Here is a 20,470-nt window from a genome sequence, read left to right on the forward strand (position 1 = left end):
CCATGCTGTCGGTCAGTGACCACAACATGCCGATTCGAAAAGGGAAAGTGGGAAGCGAGATGTCAGTCGAGATCAAGGTGCCGACGCTGGGCGAGAGTGTCACGACGGCGACTGTTGCGAAATGGCTGAAGAAGGCCGGAGAGCAGGTGGCGGCTGATGAACCCGTCGCCGAGCTGGAGACTGACAAGGTAACGGTGGAGGTTCCGGCGCCGGAGGCTGGCGTTCTGGGTCAGCCGGCCGTCAAGGAAGGCGATGAAGTCGAGGTCGGTGCGCTTCTGACAACACTGGACCCTGGTGCGACAGCAAAAGCCGCCCCCAAGGCTGCTGCTCCTGCACCGAAGGCGGAAGCGCCGAAAGCTGCTGCGGCCGCTCCTAAGGCGGCTCCGGCACCCGCCGCGAAGTCCTCCGCGCCGGTTGATGCGGCTGCGGCCCTGCCGGCGGCCCGCAAGATGATGACGGAAAGCGGTGTCTCCGCGCAGCAGATCGGGTCGGGCACAGGTAAAGACGGACGTATCACCAAGGGTGACGTGTTGGCGTTCCTGTCGCAGCCTCCGGTGACGGCGCAGGCTCCGGCCAAGCCGCCACGCAAGGACGATCCGCGCGAAGAGCGTGTGAAGATGACGCGCCTGCGTCGCACGATCGCGCGTCGTCTGAAGGATGCGCAGAACACGGCGGCGATGCTGACGACATTCAACGAAATCGACATGACGGCTGCCAAGCAGATGCGCGTCGAGTTTCAGGATATGTTCGTGAAGAAATACGGTGTGAAGCTTGGCTTCATGTCGATCTTCTCGAAGGCGGTTATCGCGGCGCTCAATGAGTTCCCGGCCATCAATGCTGAAATCGATGGGGATGACGTGATCTATCGTCACTTCGTCAATCTCGGCATCGCGGTCGGTGGCCCGAACGGGCTGGTCGTGCCGGTGATCAAGGATGCGGAAACCATGTCGCATGCCGAGATCGAAAAGAAGATCGCAGGCTTCGGCAAGGCGGCTCGTGAAGGCACGCTGAAGATCGACGATCTGGCGGGCGGCACGTTCTCCATCACCAATGGCGGCATCTATGGTTCGATGCTGTCCACGCCGATCCTGAATGCGCCGCAGTCCGGTATTCTCGGCATGCACAACATTGTCGATCGTCCGGTGGCCGTGAATGGCAAGGTCGAGATTCGCCCGATCATGTATGTGGCGCTGTCCTATGATCACCGGATCGTTGACGGCAAGGAAGCCGTGAGCTTCCTTGTATCGGTCAAGAAATATGTAGAGGATCCGCGCAGTCTTCTGCTCGGACTCTGAAACGTCGAAAGGCCCTTCTGTCGCAGGACCGGAGGGCCTTCTGGTTTTTGGGGGCGGTCGTCTGACGGGGCTCCCGCGCCTCCCGGCTAGGGGAGGCGGATACACAGCGATGGGCGTGCGGATGTGGGGGACACCCACGGGCGTCGATCGGCTTTCAATCGGGACGGGAAATTATGGCTATCGAAATCAAGGTTCCGGCGCTGGGCGAGAGTGTGACGTCCGCCACGGTGGGCAAATGGCTCAAGCAGCCGGGTGATGCGGTCGCTGTCGATGAGCCGGTTGTCGAGCTTGAGACGGACAAGGTGAGTGTCGAGGTTCCGGCCCCGGCGGCGGGTGTGCTGGAAAGCCATGCCGCGAAGGAAGGGGACGAGGTCGAGGTCGGTGCGGTTCTGGCCATTCTGGCCGAAGGGGCTAAGGCCGCTGCGAAACCTGCATCCGCGCCTAAACCCGCCACTGAGTCGAAAGCCGCGCCTGCTGCCGAGAAGAAGTCTGCTCCGGCTGCGGCGTCCGAAGCGCCTTCCGAGACGGATTATGACGTGGTGGTCATCGGTGCCGGACCGGGTGGTTATGTCTGTGCCATTCGCGCGGCTCAGCTGGGTTTCAAGGTTGCCTGCGTCGAGAAACGTGCAACGCTTGGTGGCACCTGTCTGAATGTGGGCTGCATCCCATCCAAGGCCCTTCTCCAGTCGTCCGAAAATTACCATGCTGCGAAAGAAGATTTCGCAGTGCATGGTATCGATATCGCCAGTGTGAAGCTCAATCTTGCGCAGATGCAGAAGCGTAAGGCTGGCATTGTCGAGGCGAACGTCAAGGGCGTGGAGTATCTCTTCAAGAAGAATGGTATCACCTGGCTCAAAGGCGTGGGCAAGGTCGAAGGCACTGGCCGTCTGACCGTGGATGGCAAGCCCGTCACCGCGAAGCACATCGTCATTGCCGCTGGGAGCGACAGTGCTGGCCTGAAGGGCGTCGAAGTGGATGAGAAGGTGATTGTCACCTCCACAGGCGCTCTGGAACTCTCTGCTGTGCCACAGAAGATGGTGGTCATCGGTGGTGGTGTGATCGGTCTGGAACTGGGAAGCGTCTGGCACCGCCTTGGCGCGGATGTGACGGTTGTTGAATTCCTCGATCGTCTTGTGCCCGGAACCGACAACGAGGTCGAAGCGGCTTTCCGCAAGATTCTTGCGAAGCAGGGTCTGAAGTTCAAGTTGGGCCACAAAGTCACCAAGGCCGAGAAGACGGGCAAGGGCGTGACGCTGACGGTCGAGCCCTCTCAGGGAGGTGCAGCCGAAACGCTGGATGCCGATGTCGTCCTGCTCGCAATCGGTCGCACGGCGGCGAGCAAGAATATGGGTCTCGAAGAGGCCGGGATCGCCCTGGACAACCGCGGGCGGATCGAAGTGGATGACCACTTCGCCACCAATGTTCCCGGTATTTACGCCATTGGCGACGTGATCCGTGGCCCGATGCTGGCACACAAGGCGGAAGAAGAAGGTGTTGCTGTCGCCGAAATTCTGGCCGGTCAGGCTGGGCACGTGAATTACGATGCCATTCCGGGTGTGGTCTACACGTGGCCGGAAGTCGCGACTGTTGGGTTCACCGAGGAACAGCTCAAGGAAAAGGGCGTTTCCTACAAGGTCGGCAAATTCCCCTTCACTGCGAACGGCCGCGCCCGCGCGATCGGCATGACGGACGGGTTTGTCAAAGTGATTGCCGATGAGGCCACTGACCGCGTTCTCGGCGTTCACATCATCGGGCCGGTTGCGGGTGAATTGATTGCCGAGTGCACCATGGCCATCGAGTTCGGTGCCTCTTCCGAGGATATCGGCCGTGTGTGCCACGCTCATCCGACACTCAGCGAAGCGGTGAAGGAAGCGGCCCTCGGTGTAAACAAGATGGCGCTTAATCTCTGAAGTCATGCAGAAAGGGGTGTCACGACTGTCGTGACACCCCTCCTTTAACTATTTTCCGTGCAGGCTGTTCTGCTGTCTCGCGCCGACCGAATGGCGACGATTGCCCAGAGACCCAAAAACACCAGCGCGATCATCATTCCCAGTATTTCGAAATGATCCATTACGACTGAGAGCAGCGTCTGCAAGGGGTGGGGCATCGCGGCGGCATCGGCCGCAAATTGTCCGGCTTCGATCAACGCCACCAGTCCGGACGCCAGCGCGGACACAGTCGTGATCGCCAGCCCGTAATGTGCGCGTCGTAAGGTTGATCCTCCGCTCCATGTCCATGCCCGCACCATCAGAACGGTGTCGAGACTGTCCATGAAAGCCATGCCCGCCGTAAACAGGGCTGGCAGCAGCATGATGGAAAGCATACTCAGGCCTTGAGAGGCCTGCGCTGTGGTGAGACCCAGCAGGCCGATTTCGGTGGCCGTGTCGAAGCCAAGCCCGAACAGAAAACCGAGTGGGAACATCTGCCAGTCGTGCTGAATTCTTTTTGTGACCGGCGCGACCATACGGGTGAGGAGGCCGGACGGTCCCTGTGCAACCTGCTTTTCACTGAGCGTGCCAGATAGTTGTGCACGCCACTGTCGGTAGGCTGCGGCCCCGTTGCTCACCGTCATGATGACAAGAAACAGGATTGAGACCACGCTGCCGATGAGGCCGCCCATTTCATGCCAGCTTTCCATCCAGTTGTGGGAAGGCAACAGAAGCAGCGCCAGTGTGGCGAAGCAGACGACGGAAGAGTGACCGAGAGAGAAAAAGAGGCCTACGCCAAGGAGCTTCTTTTCCTGCGCCATCAGTTTACGGGTAACGCTGTCGATGGCGGCAATATGATCGGCATCCAGTGCATGACGCAGACCGAAGGTCCAGGCCAGAAATGCGGCGGTCAGGAGACGGGGCGTGGCGAGGGTGGCGATCCACACCAGCAGGTTGAGGCCGAGCAGGCTAGCCAGCAGTGTAATGGAAGAACGGTTCTGGTGGCTGTCCGTCATACTGTAGTTCTGACCGTGAGATTCCGTGACACATAAGGGCGACACTGCCCAATCAACTGTTCGGATACCGGCGACGGATTGGCAAGCCTTTGATTTTTCTGTCTCCCACCCGCAAGTCCGATGGGAGACAGAAAAGGTTCTTACGCTTTGACGCGTTTGAAGTGACCGAAAGTCGCTGTGTCGCGCGTGCCTTCAGGCCGCTTCAGTTCACCACGTTCCACTTTTTCGACGAGATAACGATAGGTCTGAAGCGCCTGCGCCCACATGTGATCGCCGATCATCATCGCCTCGTAGGATGCGCCTTCCTTGTCGAACGCTGCGAGCGGCTTGATTTCGGTGTGATAGTCGCATGCATAGAAAAGCGGAAAGGAGTAGCGCTCCTCGTTGACTTTGCGAACACGATGCGCCGTGGCGACAAATTCACCAGCGGTCATGACTTCCAGCATGTCACCGATGTTGACGACGAAAGCGCCCGGAATGGGAGGTGCGTCGATCCAGTCGCCATTGCCGTTCATGACCTCAAGACCCGGCGCGTCTGCCAGAAGAATAGTGAAGCACTCATAATCCGTGTGTGCGCCGATGCCCGGAGCATCCTGAGCGTCGCCATCATAGGGATAGTGAATCATGCGCAGTTTGGACGGCGGGAAATTGGCCTTGTCGTCGAACGCATCTTCCGGCAGCCCGAGAGCTAATGCGAAGCCCCGAAAGAGGGTCCGGCCAAGGTTGAACACCGCACGGTAGTAGGCTTCCGCCCGTTCACGGAAATGCGGGATCGTCGGCCAGTTGTTCGGACCAAGCAATGGCGTCCCGGCTTTGACGAGAGGGTTGTCCGCCGGCACCTCGTAGCCAATGTCGAAGGCTTCCTTGTGATCGGGCCGATCGCCGCCATACATCTCCTCGCCTTCCGGGACGAAGCCCTTATGCGTGGCAGAAGTGCCGATATAGTATTTCATCTTCTCGTCGAAGGGCTCGGAGAAGAAATCCTTTGCCGCCGCCCGGACACCGGCAATCAGTTCGTCGCTGACCTTGTGGCCTTCGATATAGAGAAATCCGACCTTGCGGGCGGCGTCGCCAAGCTCGCGAGCGACGGCTTCACGATCCGCCAGATTGTCGGAATACAGTCCGGCGATGTTGACGCACGGAATGGATGTGAATGTTTCGGTAGCCGTCATGATTGTCAGTCTCAGCTTGTCCAGAGGGAGAACCGACGCTGTTGTTCAGCGGCGATCCAGCGATTGAGATCCCAGAGATCCGCCACGGGAGCGTTGGTAAACGGTAACGTATGGAGATAACCATCCGGCCCGAATTCGGGCGTCATGGTGGTAACGGTGTAGCCGCGTCTCTTTTGTGATTCCCAGACAGACTGCCAGAATTTCTGATGGAACGAGAGCGCAGCGGCATATTCAGGGGCACCGGGATGCGTGACCTGCGGTCCCTGATCGTAGCCGACACGGGCCTGAAGATGATGAACCCGTTCGATAAAAGGTGTGAAGTCATCGCATGGATCGTCAAGCAGCCGCTCACACACGACAACCCAGTGACTGATGTCGGCAGTGAATACCGCATCAGGACACTGACGCAGCACCTCAAGCGTCATCCATGGCGATGATAGAATACGCGCACGATGCGTTTCAAAAGAGCAGGTAAATCCAGCTTCTTTTCCCAGTTCATGAGCCTTGTTGATAAACTCGGCCTGCTGGCTGGCGCACCAGCGATCATTGCCGCCCAGCACATTAATAAAGCGCGGAGCCATGATGGCCGCTCTGTCGATGCACCCTCGAAAATCATCGAGATGATCGGAAACTGTTGCAGACTGTCGTGGGATAACACCGCCACCGGTCAGAGCGATGGCGATGTAAGGGACGCCTTCGCTCTGGAGCACAGCAGCTTTTTCAGCTGCTTCAGCTGCGGTCTGGGGGATGCGCGCTTCTAGACCGGTGAAACCGGCCTTATGCGTTTCCGGAATGATATCTTTCCAGTCCCGCGTGTCGCCCCAGAGTGTTCTGAACAGTTCCAGTTTCATGAAGCGATCTTCAGAAATTGTAGCGCAGGTCGCAGCCCACCCAGCGGGGTGTCTGGAGATACTGCACGCGGCTGTTGTCGCTTCCCGTGTAGGAGTAGGTGTTGCCGTGCTTGTTCAGCATGTTGTCGACATAGACAGCCGCCGTCCATTTTCCGGTCTTCGGGCCGACCTCAAGCCGCATGCCCATTGAGCTGATCTTGCTGGTCTGGCCATTCGGATCACCGAGGGCGACAAGCATGTTGTCCTTCCACGTATAGTTGACCTGCACAGTCGCACGATAGTTGCGTGTCACATCAATGCCGTAGCGGGCATAGGCGCTCCATGAGAAGCGTGGCGCAAACGGCAGGGCTGAATGGGCGCTTACATTGGAGAGAAGCGGTAGGCCGGCGATGTTGGTGACCGAAGAAATGGAGCGGCCATCCAGATAAGCGAAGGAACCGTTCAGATCGAGGTTGGGGATCACGTTGTGGAAGGTTGCGCTCAGTTCGCCACCGCGTGTTCTTGCGCGCGGGATCGGGCCAAGACTGAGGGACGTGATGTTGCCCGGCATTTCAGCCACGAACAGCGTCTGACGATTGTGATATTCGTAGTCGAACAGGGCACCTTCGAGAATGATCTTGTTGCGCAGCAGGCTTGTCTTTGCGCCGACCTCATAGGAGATCACGTTCTCGGGGCGAACATAGTCGAGTGCGCTCGGAGAACTGACCGGTCCCGCGAAGTAGGAACCTGCCTTGTAGCCGTTGGAAATCGTGCCGTAGACGAGTGTGCCGGGCATGATCGTGTAACGAAGACCCACTTTGCCGGTCCAGCGTTCGTAGCTGTGATTGGCGTTCATGTAGCTCAGCGAGGAGCCGGGAACGCCTGTCAGAGCACCGCCATCATCACGGGTTCCGCCGTTGAATCCGCGCTCGTCATAAGACAGGCGGCCCCCAGCGATGAAGTCCAGACCTTTGACGATATTGGTGACCGTATTGACGTACAGACCTGTCGATAGGTTCTGCTGCACGAAATGATCCGTCAGCGTGCCGTTCGGGTTGTCCAGCAGGAAGGAACGATAGCTGGTGTAGGCACCGTTGATCTTGTCGTAGGATTCATACACGCCAACTGTCAGATGAAGCCGATCAGCGATCGTTGTCCGCAGGTGCATGTCGTGTGACTGGACGATATAGGTATCGTTCCAGTGATAGTCACCGATATTCACCGACTGACCATCATAGTTGTCATAGTTGCTGCGGCGGTAGAAATCGATGCCTGTGGCCGAGGTGAATGTGCCCCAGTCAAACCGATGCGTGTAGTTGAGTCCGACACCGCCGCCATTCTCGTCGCGGGTAGCGCGATTGGAACCGACATTCACTGCATTGTTGCGTGCGTGCGTGCCCACACCATAGGTCCCGACAGGCACGTTATTCATCTGGTCCGCATCCACATCCTGCGGCGACACAGGTGTTCCCTTGTCGCGGGTATAATGAATGTTCAGCAGAAGGGATGAGCGGTCATCAATATCGAAACGGGTCTGGTTGCGCAGGCCCAGAATATCCTGCGCGCCATACCGTCTGTGTGTGTTGATGTCGTGCTGCCAGCCATCGCCTTTGATATAACTGAAGGCAAAGCGGTTGAAGATACGATCCGTGATGGGGACGTTGACGGCGCCCTTGGCCGTGTTGGTGTTATAGCTGCTGTAGCCCCAGTTGAGATATCCGCCGAATTTCGTTGAGGGTTTTACGGATTCGACGTTGATGGAGCCGCCCGTCGTGCTGCGACCATATTCAAAGCCCTGCGGCCCCTTTTCGACGCTGACCGTCTGCACGTCGTACATCTGTCCGTTGTAAAGGACGGAGTAAGGGGCAAAGACACCATCCTGATAGATGCCGATACCGCCCATGTTGTTGCCGATATAGTCATCAAGACCGATGCCACGGATCGAGAAGATCGGCGTGCTGCCGGAAACGGCGTTGACGGCGGTCACGCCGGGAACGAACGCGGCGATTTCCTTGGGGCTGACAATATGGAACTGCTCGAGCTGACGACCGCTCAGCGTGTTCACCGTATTGGCCATCTGGTGAAAACGGCGCGTCCGGGCGCTGGTCACGGTGATGGCTTCCGGATCGGCGTTCGCCGCGTTACGGACTTTCGGCGCTTTTTTGGTCGGTTGCTGGGAATGATGTGCGGCTGCCGCAGCATGCGCGGTGCCTGAGTTGGGGCTGGTGGCCGCCATGGCCGTGGCAATCGGGCTGGTTGCGCACAGCAGGCTGGCGGTGAAGAGGGCGTGGCGAGGGGGGCTGGAACGGAACACAACTCTCATCGGATGCCCTATGGCTGGTGGCTTCATTGTTTCGATTAAACAATGATAATCGATATGGTTTCGTTATGAAGCTCCAAAAGCTTACTTTAAGGTCACAAATTCTTTCTAAAAAACGACATGTCTCTGGCCGCAGGCAGCAGGAGAAGCCTGTTTCTGCATCGGAGACGGCGGATTTTCGAGGGGGCGTTGCCCGGACAATGACCTGCCCGGGCAGAAGGAATCAGTTCCGGTAGTCAGGCTGCTCGCGGTCCAGCTTGCGTTTGAGGGCGGCCCAGGGAAGTTCGCCCTGATCTTCATCCTGCTCGAACTGCTGGCGCGCCCGCAGAATGTAGCTTTCCGGAGGAAGAGCAGGCGGCACGCCGGTGGATTGCACGGCGACCTGAATGCGGCAGGCCTGTTCGAGATACCACGTCCGATAGAATGTCTGAGCTACTGTGGAGCCAACGGTCAGGAGGCCGTGGTTCTGCAGGATAAGGCCGATATTGTCGCCAAGGTCGCGGACAAGCCGTTCGCGTTCGCTGAGATTATCGTCGGCAGCGATGCCTTCGTAGCCATGAAAACCGACACGGCCGTAGAATTCCATACTCATCTGATTGACCGGCAGAATGCCTGTGGTCTGGGCGGCCACCGTCATGCCTGCGAGTGTGTGCGTGTGCATCACACAGGCTGCATCCGGACGGGCGCGATGCACGGCGGAATGAATCACGAAACCGGCAGGATTCACCGGCCAGCTTGTCTCCTGCTTCGGGTGCCCTTCCGCATCCACGACCACAAGCGAACTGGCTGTGATTTCCTCGAACAGAAGCCCGTAAGGATTGACCAGAAAGCGATGATCCTCGCCCGGCAACCGCACCGACAGATGCGTGTAAACAAGGTCCGTCATGTCGAACATCGCCAGCAGGCGGTAGGCGGCTGCCAGATCTTCGCGAAGGGTCTGTTCGTCCTGTGCGGGCGACACGGCGGGGGATGTCAGCATTTCATTTGTCCTTCTCACGCAGTCATGTGTGCATGCTGCAATGGATGTCTGTAATCGCTCAGTAACCACGCTCCGGGCGATAAAGGAGGGGCGGTGTACGGCCGTTTTCCAGCTCATTGATGGCCTGCGCGACGTAGGCGGCCTGCGCATCGCGGGAGGCTTCCGACGCCATATGGGGTGTCAGAGTGATACGCGGCTGGTCCCATAGGGGAGACGTGGCAGGGAGAGGTTCCGTCGCCACGACATCCAACACAGCGCCGCTCAACTGCTCCTTATCCAGCGCAGCCAGCAGATCCTTTTCCACCACATGATCGCCGCGTCCGACATTGATGAAACCTGCGCCTTTGCTCAGACGGGAGAGAAATGCGGCGTCGATGATGTGGCGTGTCTGGAGCGTGCTCGGCAGGAGGTTGACCAGAATATCGATGGAGGGAAGGAAATCAGACAGACCGTCTTCCCCGAAAAACAGGGGAATCTGTTTTTCCTCGCGGGGGCTGCGGCACCATGCGGAGACGTTGAATCCCGCTGCCGCAAGGTGACGTGCCACGGCTGCGCCGAGATTGCCAAATCCGAGAATCCCGATCCGTGTATCCGCGCTGTTTCGGAAAACAGGTTTGCGATGCCAGACATGCTGCGTCTGCTGGCGTGTCCAGCTTTTCGCGTCCCGCAACAGTCCGATTGCGGCCCACATCACATAATCCGCCATGAGCACGGCGGTCTGATCGCCTCCCATGCGGACGAGGGCGACATTGGCTGGAAAGTCCGACCGGTTGACCAGATGATTGACGCCGGCTCCTGTGCAGAGAATGGCCCGCATATGTCCCATTCGGGCCATTTCACCCGGGGGCGGCTCCCAGACCAGCGTATAATCGGCATTTTTGGGATCGAAAGCCGGGTCGAACCAGGAAACCGTGGGAAGGTCTGGAGCAACGCGGGCAAAGGCGTCCCGCCAACTCGTCCAGGCGTCTGGTCCATCGGCGCTGACAGCAAGTGTCCTCATCCCATTCTCCGCATGGCGTCATACTCATTCTGATGGTGCAACATACCGGAAGCGACCATGTGCTGCATTTTCACATAGCGCAACATGACTTTGCCATTCCTTCAAGTGTGTGCATAAACCGTGGCGTCACTCTGGCCTTGGGTTTGAGTTCAGTTTAGCAATCGTAAAAGTGAAGCCTTTCGATGGCGGTTGACGGCGACCGCTGGGTTTTGTTTAGTTTTCGAAATGATCTGAGACACACGAGATAGTGGAGGCCGATCTGAGCCGTATGCCGTCCAGTTCACCCAATCGCACCACCGGCTTTCAGGGTCGGATAGCAGAAGTCGATCTGCGGCTTTTGAGGGTTTTCGCCGCCGTTGCAGAACATGGCGGTTTTGCTGCGGCAGAGGTTGCATTGGGCAAAAGCAAATCGGCCGTCAGTATCGACATCTCGTCGCTTGAGAAAAGACTGAACCTGACGCTGTGCCAGCGCGGGCGCAGTGGCTTCGCGCTCACGCCGGCGGGTGAAAGTGTTCTCGACGCCACCAGAAAGCTGTTCGATGACATCGATCTCTTTCAGAAACGGCTGAATGAAGCGAGCGGCACGCTCTCGGGGCGCTTCAGGCTTTATCTCCCCGATACGATCCAGATTCATGGGGAAACCGCGCTGGTGCGGGCCATTGAACGGTTCACCATTCGTTACCCCGATGTTTACATGGACGTTCGTTCGGCCACCCCGCGTGAAGTGGAATTCGCCGTGCTCAACGGGTCTGCCACGGTAGGCATCACGCTCTACCCGCACCAGCGGCCGGAAATGCAGACGACGCCGCTGTTTCAGGAAACGTCGTCGATCTATTGCGGACAGCGTCATCCTTTCTTTTCCAGGACGGATGAAGAGATTACGCGGGCCGATCTGACGGAAGCCCGCATGATCGAAGTGTCGGACGCCACCACATCGCCGCGCTGGGATGAGTTGCGGGCCGAGATGAATTTCTCCGCCTCGGCGGACAATATCGATTCCCGCACGCTGCTCATTCTTTCCGGCGTCTATATCGGTTTTCTGCCGGATCTGTTCGCCGCACCGATGGTGGAGGAAGGGCGTCTGCGCCGGATCATGTCTGCCGGCCTTGCCCTCACCAACAGCTTTTATCTGCTCGCCCGTCCATCGCTGGACAGCGAACCGATGACCGCTGCTTTTCGTTCCGTTCTCAATGAGGTCAGCCGATGACGGCGCCTTCTTTCCTACGGCGTTCGGCATCCCGCCTGATTGCCGTGGCCAGTTTTCTTGCTGTGACATGTGCGTCCGTCACGACAGGCCACGCCCAGACGGGAGATGTTCCGGCTTTTGCTGCGGGCGGCCATTTCACGGTCTGTACAAATCCCACCCTGCCGCCGATGACATTCGTCAACGGGCAGGATACGCGCGATCTCGCCGGGTTTGACATCGATCTTTCACGTGAATTCGGGCGTCTGTGGCATACGGAACCGACCATCGCCACGATGGACTTCGAAGGCATGTTTCCCAGCCTGACGTCCCGACGTTGCGACATGGTCATCAGCGGTGTCATGCGGCAGGCCGGTCGTGAAAAGAATTACGATGCGGTGCCCTATCTCGATTCATCCATCGTGGTCATCGCCCGCGCGGGCACTCCGAAGATCACTTCCCTTGAGGATCTTTCGGGCCAGAGCGTCGCGGTGGAATCCGGCACCAGCTATGCGACGCTGGTGGAAAAGGTCAACCAGAAGCTCGCACAATCGGGACGGGCCCCGATCAGCCTTCAGCTCTATCCGGCTGAGGATCAGGTCGTGCAACAGGTGCTGCTCGGTCGCGTGCATGCACTGATCAGCCAGGATGTGGAGGTTTATTACCGCCAGAAGCAACTGGGCGGGAAAGTCTCGATCATCCTGAAACCGGACAATCCGGATTTCCGTGAATTTGCTGTCTATCTCCGCAAGAATGCGCAGGACAAGGAAGCGCTCTCACAGACTATCGCGGTACTGAAGCAGCAGGGCATGCTGGAAAGCCTGAGCAGGAAATGGAATATTTCCAACGAGCAGGAGCAGGCTTTCGTCGATAAGGGTGCGTCATCTGCCTTCAGCCTTGAAGTCTTCTTCTCGGCCCTGACCTCCATGGCGTTCGTAAAGGGCGCGGCGCTGACGCTGATTGTGGCAGTGCTGTCTCACCTGACCGCGATCATCATCTCCATTCCGGTGGCGCTGAAACTCAATGGTCCGCGCTCACCTTTGCAGATGCTGCTTTCCGCCTATGTCGCCGTTTTTCGTGGTGCGCCGACGCTGCTGCAACTGCTGTTCATCTGGAACGCCCTGCCGCAGTTCTTTCCGATTTTTCGGGAAAGCTGGTTCACGCCGTTTCTGGCAACATGGCTTTCCCTGTCGATCAATGAATCCGCCTATCAGGTGGAAATCAATCGCGCTGCGCTGCGGGCGGTCGATCAGGGACAGTTGGTTGCAGCAGACGCTCTGGGCATGAAGCGTTCCCAGATCTATCGCTATGTCATTTTCCCGCAGGCGCTCCGCATCGCATTGCCGCCAACAATCAACGAGTTCATCAGTCTCCTGAAAACAACGTCGCTTGCCTCGGTCATCTCATTGCAGGAACTGCTGGCTGTGACCCAGATTCAGGTCGCAAGGACGTTTGAATTCACCGAATACTATTCGGCGGCTCTCGTTTATTACCTCGCGATGGTGTTCTTCTTCCTCTTCCTTCAGAAGCGGATTGAACGCCGTTTCTCATGGGCAGACCGCAACAAGGCGACCGGCCATGGCCAGTGATACCGCCCCGAACCCGGATATCCGGATCTCGGTTCGTAATCTCAGCAAGTTTTACGGTGAGTTTCTTGCGCTTGATCGTCTGAGCCTCGACATCGACAAAGGTGAGAAAATCGTCGTTCTCGGTCCGTCGGGGTCTGGAAAATCGACTTTCATCCGATGCTTCAATCGCATTGAACCGCATGACAGCGGCACTTTGATGATCGATGGGCAGGTTATCGACGACAAAACGGATCTGGCTACCTTGCGTGGTCGCGTGGGCATGGTGTTCCAGAACTACAATCTCTTTCCGCACCTGACAGTGCTCGACAACTGCACGCTTGCGCCGCGTCTTGTGCGGGGCACGCCACGGGAACAGGCGGAGGAAGAGGCACGGCGTTATCTGGCGCAGGTGGGGATCGGCGAGCAGGCGGGCAAATATCCGATCCAGCTTTCCGGTGGACAGCAGCAGCGTGTCGCTATTGCGCGCGCCCTGAGCATGAATCCGGAGATTATCCTGTTTGATGAACCGACGGCTGCGCTTGATCCGGAAGCCATTTCCGGTGTGGTGAGCATCATGGAGGATCTTGCAGCCCAGCAGATCACCACGATCTGCGTGACCCATGAAATGGGCTTCGCGCGGCGGATCGCGGATCGCATCGTGTTCATGGACAAGGGCAGCATCCTTGAAGTCGAGCCGCCCCAGCAGTTTTTCACGGCGCCCCGGACAGAACGCGCCCGGACGTTTCTCGATCAGATGATCCAGTTCTGATCGGTTGCCCTGCGTGGGCAGAATCGTCCCGAGATTGTAAAGATTTTCAGCAGCGTGGCGCATTGCGAGGGTCCACCCGACGCAATATGACGGATCCCGGACGATAGCGGACGCTTAAGAGAGTTCGCATATGTCTGCGGGACGTCGTGCGTTCACATGTTTTGCGCGCGGCGAGGCGGGTAGGGGTTTCGGGTGAACAGTATCAACAAAGCCGTCAGGCCGTGGGTGCTGGCTGTCACAGTGATGGTGAATCTTCCGGCAGGTCCCCTGCGGGCCGAAATGCCTCAGACCGTTACACCGGATCAGGGTATTACACTGAGCGCCGAGGCCCAGCGGAATGCTGCGCTTGTGGTCGGGCGCGCGGAGACAGGGACGCTCGCCACGTTCATCGAAGCGATGGGGCAGGTTCTGCCGATCAGTGGACAGATGGTGACCATTCATCCCGCAGGCTCGGGCAAGGTGCTCACCGTCGATGTCGTGCCCGGGCAGCATGTCCGGAAAAATGGGGTGCTGATCACCTATCAGAACCATTCCCTCCACATCATCCGTTTGCAGCTGGCGAAGGCGAAGGCCGCGGTGGCCACGGCGAGGTCGGCGCAGATGGAAACGGCTGCTGCTTATGAGCGGGCCCGGAAACTGTCCGGTTCAAGTGTTGCTGTGGGAGAGGTGAAGCGCAGGCAGGAACTGTATCAGGCGGCCACGGACGCGCTGACGGCGCGGCTATCCGATCTGGCGACCATACGGCATGAACTGGACGAGGAGTATAATTCCGTCACGGAAGATGACGACCGCAGCGAGACATCGGAAAACGAGACATCGCGCCTCCTGTCACCCGTCGATGGAGAAGTGCAGTCCGTTTCCGTCGGGGTGGCGGACGATATATCTCCGACCTCCGCACCGGTCACGATTGTCGATCTGTCGTCTGTCTGGATTGCCTCGGATATTCTGCCGGAAGACGCCATGCGCGTGAAACCGGGCGGCATGCAGATGGTAACACCCCCTGACGGAGATCCCGGCAAACCCCTCACGTCGTCCATTCTTTCGATCAGCAGTGTGGCCGATCCGGCTACCGGTCTTGTCCGGGTTCTCAGCCGTATCAGCAATGAGAGCGGTGCGTTACGACCGGGCATGATGCTGACGACGCATCTTGAGGGACGCGAGGCTTTCAGTGGGCCGGTGCTTCCGGCGGATGCCGTTGTGGAGATCGACGGGCAGAGTGTGGTTTTTGTGCCTGTGGGTCGCGACAGTTTTCGGCCTGTTCGGGTGCGTGCAAGCAGAGAGACCAACGGGAAGGTGGTCATTCTTTCCGGGCTGAAGGCGGGACAGGAGGTGGTGACGCACGGGGCTTTCGCTCTGAAAGCCGTGCTCGTCATGTCCAATGCGCCGCCGGATAACGACTGACATGCAGGCCGTCTTTCTCTGGTGTCAGAAACGGGGTGTGGCCGTTCTCGGTGTGCTGCTTCTCATGACGATCGGCGGCCTGCTCTCCATGCTGGGATTACCGGTGGAGGCCGTGCCGGACATCTCGCCTCAGCAGGTTCTTGTCTCCGTGGTCGCCCCCGGACTGGCGACGGAAGAAGTCGAGCGGCTCATCACCTTCCCGATTGAAACCAGCATGGCCGGCATTCCCGGCATTACCGATCTCCGGTCCGTCTCCCGTTCGGGCGTATCGGTGGTTTATGTCCAGTTTGCCGACAACACCGATATCAATCTCGATCGTCAGCGGGTAGGAGAGCGCATCCAGCAGGCGCAGTCGCTGATAACGGTGCCGGGCGTCAACATCACCATGGGGCCGCTCTCCACCGGTCTTGGTGAGATCATGCAGTTGCAGATCAAAGGCGATGGCTACTCGCTGATGGATCTCAACCGGATGATGACATGGACGGTGGCGCCGCAGCTCAAGCTGATTCCCGGTGTGGTGGACGTCAATGTCAGTGGCGGGGCGGAAGAAACCTTTCAGGTGGCGCTCGATCCGGCACGGCTTCTGGCTCTGGGTGTTTCCGTGAGCGAGGTCTATCGCGCGGTGGACAGCAACAACACGGCTTCCGGAGGCGGCTGGATCGAGCATCATGAAGAGCAGCAGATCGTCGTCGGTCGTGGACTGATCGGCTCTTTGGCGGATTTCGGCAATATCCCTGTGCGGGTGAATGCCAACGGAACGGCGATTTTCCTCCATGATCTCGGCAAGGTCTCGCTTGGTCCGCGCACCCGCATCGGTGCCGTCACGCGCGATGGTAACGGTGAGATCGTGATCGGCGTTGCGATGATGGAAATGGGCGCCAGCTCAAATGCGACGCTTGCGGCCATCAACCGTGCGCTGCCAACCATCCGACATTCCCTGCCTCATGGCGTGTCGCTCGATCCTTACTATGTGCGTTCGACGCTGACCGATGCGACCATCCGGACCGTCAAGGAAAATCTGGTGCTCGGCGCGCTGTTGGTGTTGGGCGTGCTGATCGTCATGATTGGTGACTGGCGCGCGTCGCTGGTGATTGTTTCGGTCATTCCATTCTCCCTGCTCGCCGCAATCACAGGCATGCGGTGGTTTGGCATTTCGGCCAACCTGCTGAGTCTGGGGGCGATCGATTTCGGGATGATCGTCGATAGTTCCCTCGTGGTCATCGAACATCTGCTGACCCGGAGAGAGAAAGCGGAGAGAGACGGAGAACAGCTCGTTTTTGGTGAACTCGTCGCGTCCTCGGCGGCAGAAGTCATACAGCCGGTTAGTTTCGCCATTCTCGTCATCATCATGGTCTATCTGCCGATCCTTTCCCTTCAGGGTATCGAAGGGAAAATGTTCCGGCCGATGGCGCAGACCGTCATCATGGCATTGCTGGCGTCGCTGTTTTACTGCTTCCTCGGTATCCCCGTGCTGGCCTCGCTGGTACTGCGCAAAGGCCGGTTGCAGGGTGAGACGCGGCTGACAGAATGGTTGCGCCGCCACTATGAGACCGCTCTGCGCTGGTGTCGGCTGCATTCGACGAGTGTGTTCATCACGACGCTTGTCTGTTTTGCTGCGTCTGTTCTGATCGCGTCCCGACTGGGGGGCGAATTCATCCCCACGCTTGAGGAAGGCGCGCTGACAGTCACCACCACGCGTCTGCCCAGCATCTCCCTGCCGCAGGTCATTCACGAGGTCACGTTGCAGGAGCGTATCCTGAAGCGTTTCCCGGAAGTGAAGACGGTCGTGACCAGTATCGGCACTTCAGCGATCCCGACGGACCCAATGGGCGTCAACGAGGCGGACACGTTCGTTCTGCTGAAAGACCACTCGCAATGGCGGACGGCCTCAACTCAGAGCGGCCTCGTTATGGCGATGAGCAAAGCGCTGAAAGACGCCATGCCCGCCGCGCAGCAGAGCTGGAGCCAGCCTGTGGAAATGCGCATGGACGATCTCCTGTCCGGGGTGCGGACGCAGATTGCGGTGTCGATTTACGGGCCTGATCTTCAGGAACTGTCGCGGCTGGGCGCGCAGGTTGTGTCCGTGATGGGAGCGGTGCCGGGCGCCGCGGACGTAGCCGCGCAGGGTGATGGTAGCGTGCAGTTCATCCATGTGGATGTTGATCGGCAGCGCGCCGCCCGGCTCGGAGTCTCTCTGCAGGATGTGCTCGACACGGTGGAGGCGGTCGGCGGCCATATCGGTCGATCGGTAACGATCAATAATGCCTTCATCAGCACGCAGGTGCGCTTCGAACCGGCTGCGGTTGCAAATCGGGATCGTATCGCGGCCCTTCGGGTGCGGCGCACCGATGGTCGTGGTGCGGTGCAGCTTTCGGAGGTTGCCAGCGTACGGGTGGAGGATGGACCGCCCAAGATCAGCCGCGATCAGATCCAGCGTCGTCTGATGGTGCAGGCCAATGTGCGGGGCCGGGACATGAACTCCTTTGTCGAGGCGGCCCGGAAGGAGGTCGCCGCGAAGGTGCGCCTGCCTCCCGGCTACAGGATGGTCTGGGCGGGACAGTTCCAGAATCTCCGTTCGGCGATGGCGCGACTGGAAGTCATTGTGCCGATTACGCTGGCATTGATTTTCGGGCTTCTTGTTCTGGCGCTGGGATCTGTCCTGCCTGCGCTGCTGGTCTTTGTGAATCTTCCGATGGCCGCAACGGGTGGCATTTTCGCGCTGGCGTTGCGGGGACTGCCTTTCAGCATCTCGGCGGGGATCGGTTTCATCGCCCTGTTTGGTGTGGCGATTCTCAATGGTGTGGTTCTGCTAAGCGCCATCCAGACTCGTCGGGCCAATGGGGAGAGTGCGGAAGAAGCGGCTTTTGGCGCGGCTGCGGACCGTTTCCGTCCGGTCATGGCTACGGCACTGGTGGCGAGCCTTGGCTTTATTCCCATGGCGCTTTCCGCCAGCGCGGGAGCGGAAGTCGAACGGCCATTGGCGACAGTGGTGATCGGAGGGTTGCTGTCCTCAACGGCGCTCACTCTACTCGTTCTGCCAAGTCTTTATGCGCGTGTGATGAAACGGAGAACTGGCTGAGGCACATGCTTCTATTTCTTGCTCTGAAGTAAACGGAGGGCTACGAAGAAATCCATGATCCGTCTTATTCTTCTCGTGCCGTTTCTTCTGGCCCTTATCCTGTTTGCCGCAAGCAATCAGGAATCCTCCCAGATGTGGTTCCTGACTTACAGCTGGTCCTCTTCCGTCGGTGTTCTGGCAGTCCTTATCGCATTCGGCGGTCTGCTTCTGGGCGCTTTTGGCGTCTGGGTGAGCGAGCTTGGCCAGCGGCGTCGGGCACGGAAAGCTGAGGCACGGGTCAAGGAACTGGAAACGACCGTCGCCAACCAGTCGGGTGAAGTCGAGCAATTGCGGGCCCGCCTTGTCATCGCTGAAAATCATTCTGCGGCCCCCGCAGCGCCTACCGCGCCTTTACAGCCGCCCTCATCGTCAACACCGGTCTGATCCCATGTCTGTACGACGCACTCAGCTGATTACAGCGCTCGACACGCGTGATCCTGCGCAGGCCGCGCAATGGGCTTCGGCCGTTTCACCCCATGTAGATGCCATCAAGCTGGGGCTTGAGTTTGCCTATGCCGCCGGTTTTGACGCGGTGGAGAAAGTGGCGGCGGGTCGGAAACTGTTTCTCGATCTGAAGTTGCATGACATCCCGAATACGGTCGGTTCAGCCATCGCCAGTCTCGGTCGTCGACTGCGACCAGCAATGCTTACCATCCATGCGTCGGGTGGCAGCGCAATGGTCGCCGCGGCGCGCAAGGCGTGTGACGACAGTTTCCCTGAGGGTGAACGTCCGATCCTTCTGGCCGTGACCGTGCTGACCAGTCTGGACGATGCTGCCCTTGCCGAAATGGGCGTAAGGGATGGAGCGCGGGCGCAGGTGCTGCGTCTTGCTGAACTGGCTCTGCGTAATGGCGCGGATGGTCTTGTCTGTTCTCCGCATGAACTCAGCGCACTGCGGCAGGAATTCGGCGACAAGCCTGTGCTGGTAACACCCGGTATTCGTCCGGCGGGCGCTGCATTGGGCGATCAGAAGCGTGTCATGACACCGGCGGATGCACGGCAGGCTGGTGCGGACTGGATCGTTGTGGGGCGGCCTATCACGGGTGCTGCTGACCCGGCTGCCGCTGCGGCGTCGATCGCAGCAGATCTCGCAGCCTGAATATGACCGTTGGCGTCAAGATCTGCGGACTGACCGAGGAGCGCGGCCTAGACGCGTGTCTAGAATACGGTGCGGACTGGGTCGGTTTCGTGTTCTTCAACAGATCGCCACGCCATGTGACGGCTGATCGTGCAGCGACGCTTCTGCGGCGGATGGACGGTCTGTCCATGATGCCCGGTCGTGTCGGCCTGTTTGTTGAGCCAACCGATGAGGATATCGCCGATGTGCTGGCGACGGTGCCGCTCGATATCCTGCAACTCTACACGACGCCTGAGCGGGCCAAGGCAGTGCAGGAGCAGTTCGGCAAGGAAGTCTGGTTATCCTGTCCCGTCTCAGTGGCCGCTGATCTGCCGCAACACTGTGATGTAAATCGGCTGGTGATCGAGTCACGCGCGCCGAAAGGGGCGAGCCGGCCTGGAGGCAATGGGTTGGCTTTGCCTTGGGATCTTACACAGACATGGCAGGCTCCAAGCCCTTGGATTCTGGCAGGAGGCCTCAATCCCGACAATGTGGCTGAAGCTATCCGCTTGAGCCTCGCCCCTGCGGTTGATGTGTCGTCGGGCGTGGAATCTGAGCCGGGCGTGAAGGACGTGCAGGCAGTCAGGCGCTTTATTCAGGCGGCAAAGGTAGACTGATCATCAGTCTGTGCATTTTTCCTCTTGAGTCTCTGCACGATACTGCTATGAAACGCACCCAGCGCCGGAGAGATGGCCGAGCGGCTTAAGGCGCACGCTTGGAAAGCGTGTGTACGTTAATAGCGTACCGTGGGTTCGAATCCCACTCTCTCCGCCA

Annotated in this window: 16 protein-coding genes and 1 tRNA gene; 11 read left to right on the top strand and 6 right to left on the bottom strand. The window is 58.9% G+C overall.

Annotation, left to right across the window (positions count from 1 at the left end):
- Nucleotides 1-59: 59 nt before the first annotated feature.
- Nucleotides 60-1,295 (top strand): 2-oxoglutarate dehydrogenase complex dihydrolipoyllysine-residue succinyltransferase, encoded by a 1,236-nt coding sequence (gene odhB, locus ABF824_RS01135; RefSeq protein WP_415485995.1) that lies wholly within the window; start codon nt 60-62, stop codon nt 1,293-1,295.
- 173 nt (nt 1,296-1,468) lie between these two features.
- Nucleotides 1,469-3,205: a dihydrolipoyl dehydrogenase gene (gene lpdA, locus ABF824_RS01140; RefSeq protein ID WP_415485972.1), complete on the top strand. Its 1,737-nt coding sequence runs from the start codon at nt 1,469-1,471 to the stop codon at nt 3,203-3,205.
- Between the two features lie 44 nt (nt 3,206-3,249).
- Here lpdA and ABF824_RS01145 read toward each other — a convergent pair whose 3' ends face one another.
- From ABF824_RS01145 to ABF824_RS01170, 6 genes are all read right to left on the bottom strand, one after another.
- Nucleotides 3,250-4,239, bottom strand: coding sequence for a HoxN/HupN/NixA family nickel/cobalt transporter (locus ABF824_RS01145; protein ID WP_415485974.1), 990 nt, complete (start codon nt 4,237-4,239; stop codon nt 3,250-3,252).
- A 140-nt stretch (nt 4,240-4,379) separates the two neighbouring features.
- Nucleotides 4,380-5,411, bottom strand: coding sequence for an isopenicillin N synthase family dioxygenase (locus ABF824_RS01150; protein ID WP_415485975.1), 1,032 nt, complete (start codon nt 5,409-5,411; stop codon nt 4,380-4,382).
- A gap of 11 nt (nt 5,412-5,422) precedes the next feature.
- Nucleotides 5,423-6,262: a sugar phosphate isomerase/epimerase family protein gene (locus ABF824_RS01155; RefSeq protein ID WP_415485976.1), complete on the bottom strand. Its 840-nt coding sequence runs from the start codon at nt 6,260-6,262 to the stop codon at nt 5,423-5,425.
- A 10-nt stretch (nt 6,263-6,272) separates the two neighbouring features.
- On the bottom strand, nt 6,273-8,564 hold the full coding sequence (locus ABF824_RS01160; protein WP_415485977.1) for a TonB-dependent receptor: 2,292 nt from the start codon (nt 8,562-8,564) through the stop codon (nt 6,273-6,275).
- A 220-nt stretch (nt 8,565-8,784) separates the two neighbouring features.
- Nucleotides 8,785-9,540 (bottom strand): class II aldolase/adducin family protein, encoded by a 756-nt coding sequence (locus ABF824_RS01165; RefSeq protein WP_415485978.1) that lies wholly within the window; start codon nt 9,538-9,540, stop codon nt 8,785-8,787.
- A 58-nt stretch (nt 9,541-9,598) separates the two neighbouring features.
- Nucleotides 9,599-10,540 carry a 2-hydroxyacid dehydrogenase gene (locus ABF824_RS01170; protein WP_415485979.1) on the bottom strand — a complete coding sequence of 314 codons (942 nt, stop codon included), beginning with the start codon at nt 10,538-10,540 and terminating at the stop codon, nt 9,599-9,601.
- 268 nt (nt 10,541-10,808) lie between these two features.
- Here ABF824_RS01170 and ABF824_RS01175 point away from each other — a divergent pair, with 268 nt between their 5' ends.
- The 9 genes from ABF824_RS01175 (at nt 10,809) to ABF824_RS01215 (ending at nt 20,470) form a co-directional block, all read left to right on the top strand.
- Complete coding sequence (locus ABF824_RS01175) at nt 10,809-11,747, top strand: LysR family transcriptional regulator (protein WP_415485980.1); 939 nt, start codon at nt 10,809-10,811, stop codon at nt 11,745-11,747.
- A complete protein-coding gene (locus ABF824_RS01180; protein WP_415485981.1) occupies nt 11,744-13,312 on the top strand; it encodes an ABC transporter substrate-binding protein/permease in 1,569 nt (522 codons plus the stop codon). The genes ABF824_RS01175 and ABF824_RS01180 overlap by 4 nt, the downstream gene beginning before the upstream one ends.
- Nucleotides 13,302-14,060: an amino acid ABC transporter ATP-binding protein gene (locus tag ABF824_RS01185; protein ID WP_415485982.1), complete on the top strand. Its 759-nt coding sequence runs from the start codon at nt 13,302-13,304 to the stop codon at nt 14,058-14,060. The genes ABF824_RS01180 and ABF824_RS01185 overlap by 11 nt, the downstream gene beginning before the upstream one ends.
- 192 nt (nt 14,061-14,252) lie before the next feature.
- Complete coding sequence (locus tag ABF824_RS01190; protein ID WP_415485983.1) at nt 14,253-15,461, top strand: efflux RND transporter periplasmic adaptor subunit; 1,209 nt, start codon at nt 14,253-14,255, stop codon at nt 15,459-15,461.
- A 1-nt stretch (nt 15,462) separates the two neighbouring features.
- Nucleotides 15,463-18,540, top strand: coding sequence for an efflux RND transporter permease subunit (locus ABF824_RS01195; RefSeq protein ID WP_415485985.1), 3,078 nt, complete (start codon nt 15,463-15,465; stop codon nt 18,538-18,540).
- Between the two features lie 54 nt (nt 18,541-18,594).
- Nucleotides 18,595-18,963: a lipopolysaccharide assembly protein LapA domain-containing protein gene (locus ABF824_RS01200; protein WP_415485987.1), complete on the top strand. Its 369-nt coding sequence runs from the start codon at nt 18,595-18,597 to the stop codon at nt 18,961-18,963.
- Nucleotides 18,964-18,967: 4 nt separating this feature from the next.
- Nucleotides 18,968-19,678 (top strand): orotidine-5'-phosphate decarboxylase, encoded by a 711-nt coding sequence (pyrF, locus tag ABF824_RS01205; protein ID WP_415485988.1) that lies wholly within the window; start codon nt 18,968-18,970, stop codon nt 19,676-19,678.
- A 2-nt stretch (nt 19,679-19,680) separates the two neighbouring features.
- Nucleotides 19,681-20,313 (top strand): phosphoribosylanthranilate isomerase, encoded by a 633-nt coding sequence (locus ABF824_RS01210; RefSeq protein ID WP_415485989.1) that lies wholly within the window; start codon nt 19,681-19,683, stop codon nt 20,311-20,313.
- Between the two features lie 66 nt (nt 20,314-20,379).
- Nucleotides 20,380-20,470, top strand: a tRNA-Ser gene (locus tag ABF824_RS01215).

The organism is Acetobacter sp. (genome assembly GCF_047721705.1).
Classification (GTDB): Bacteria; Pseudomonadota; Alphaproteobacteria; order Acetobacterales; family Acetobacteraceae; genus Acetobacter.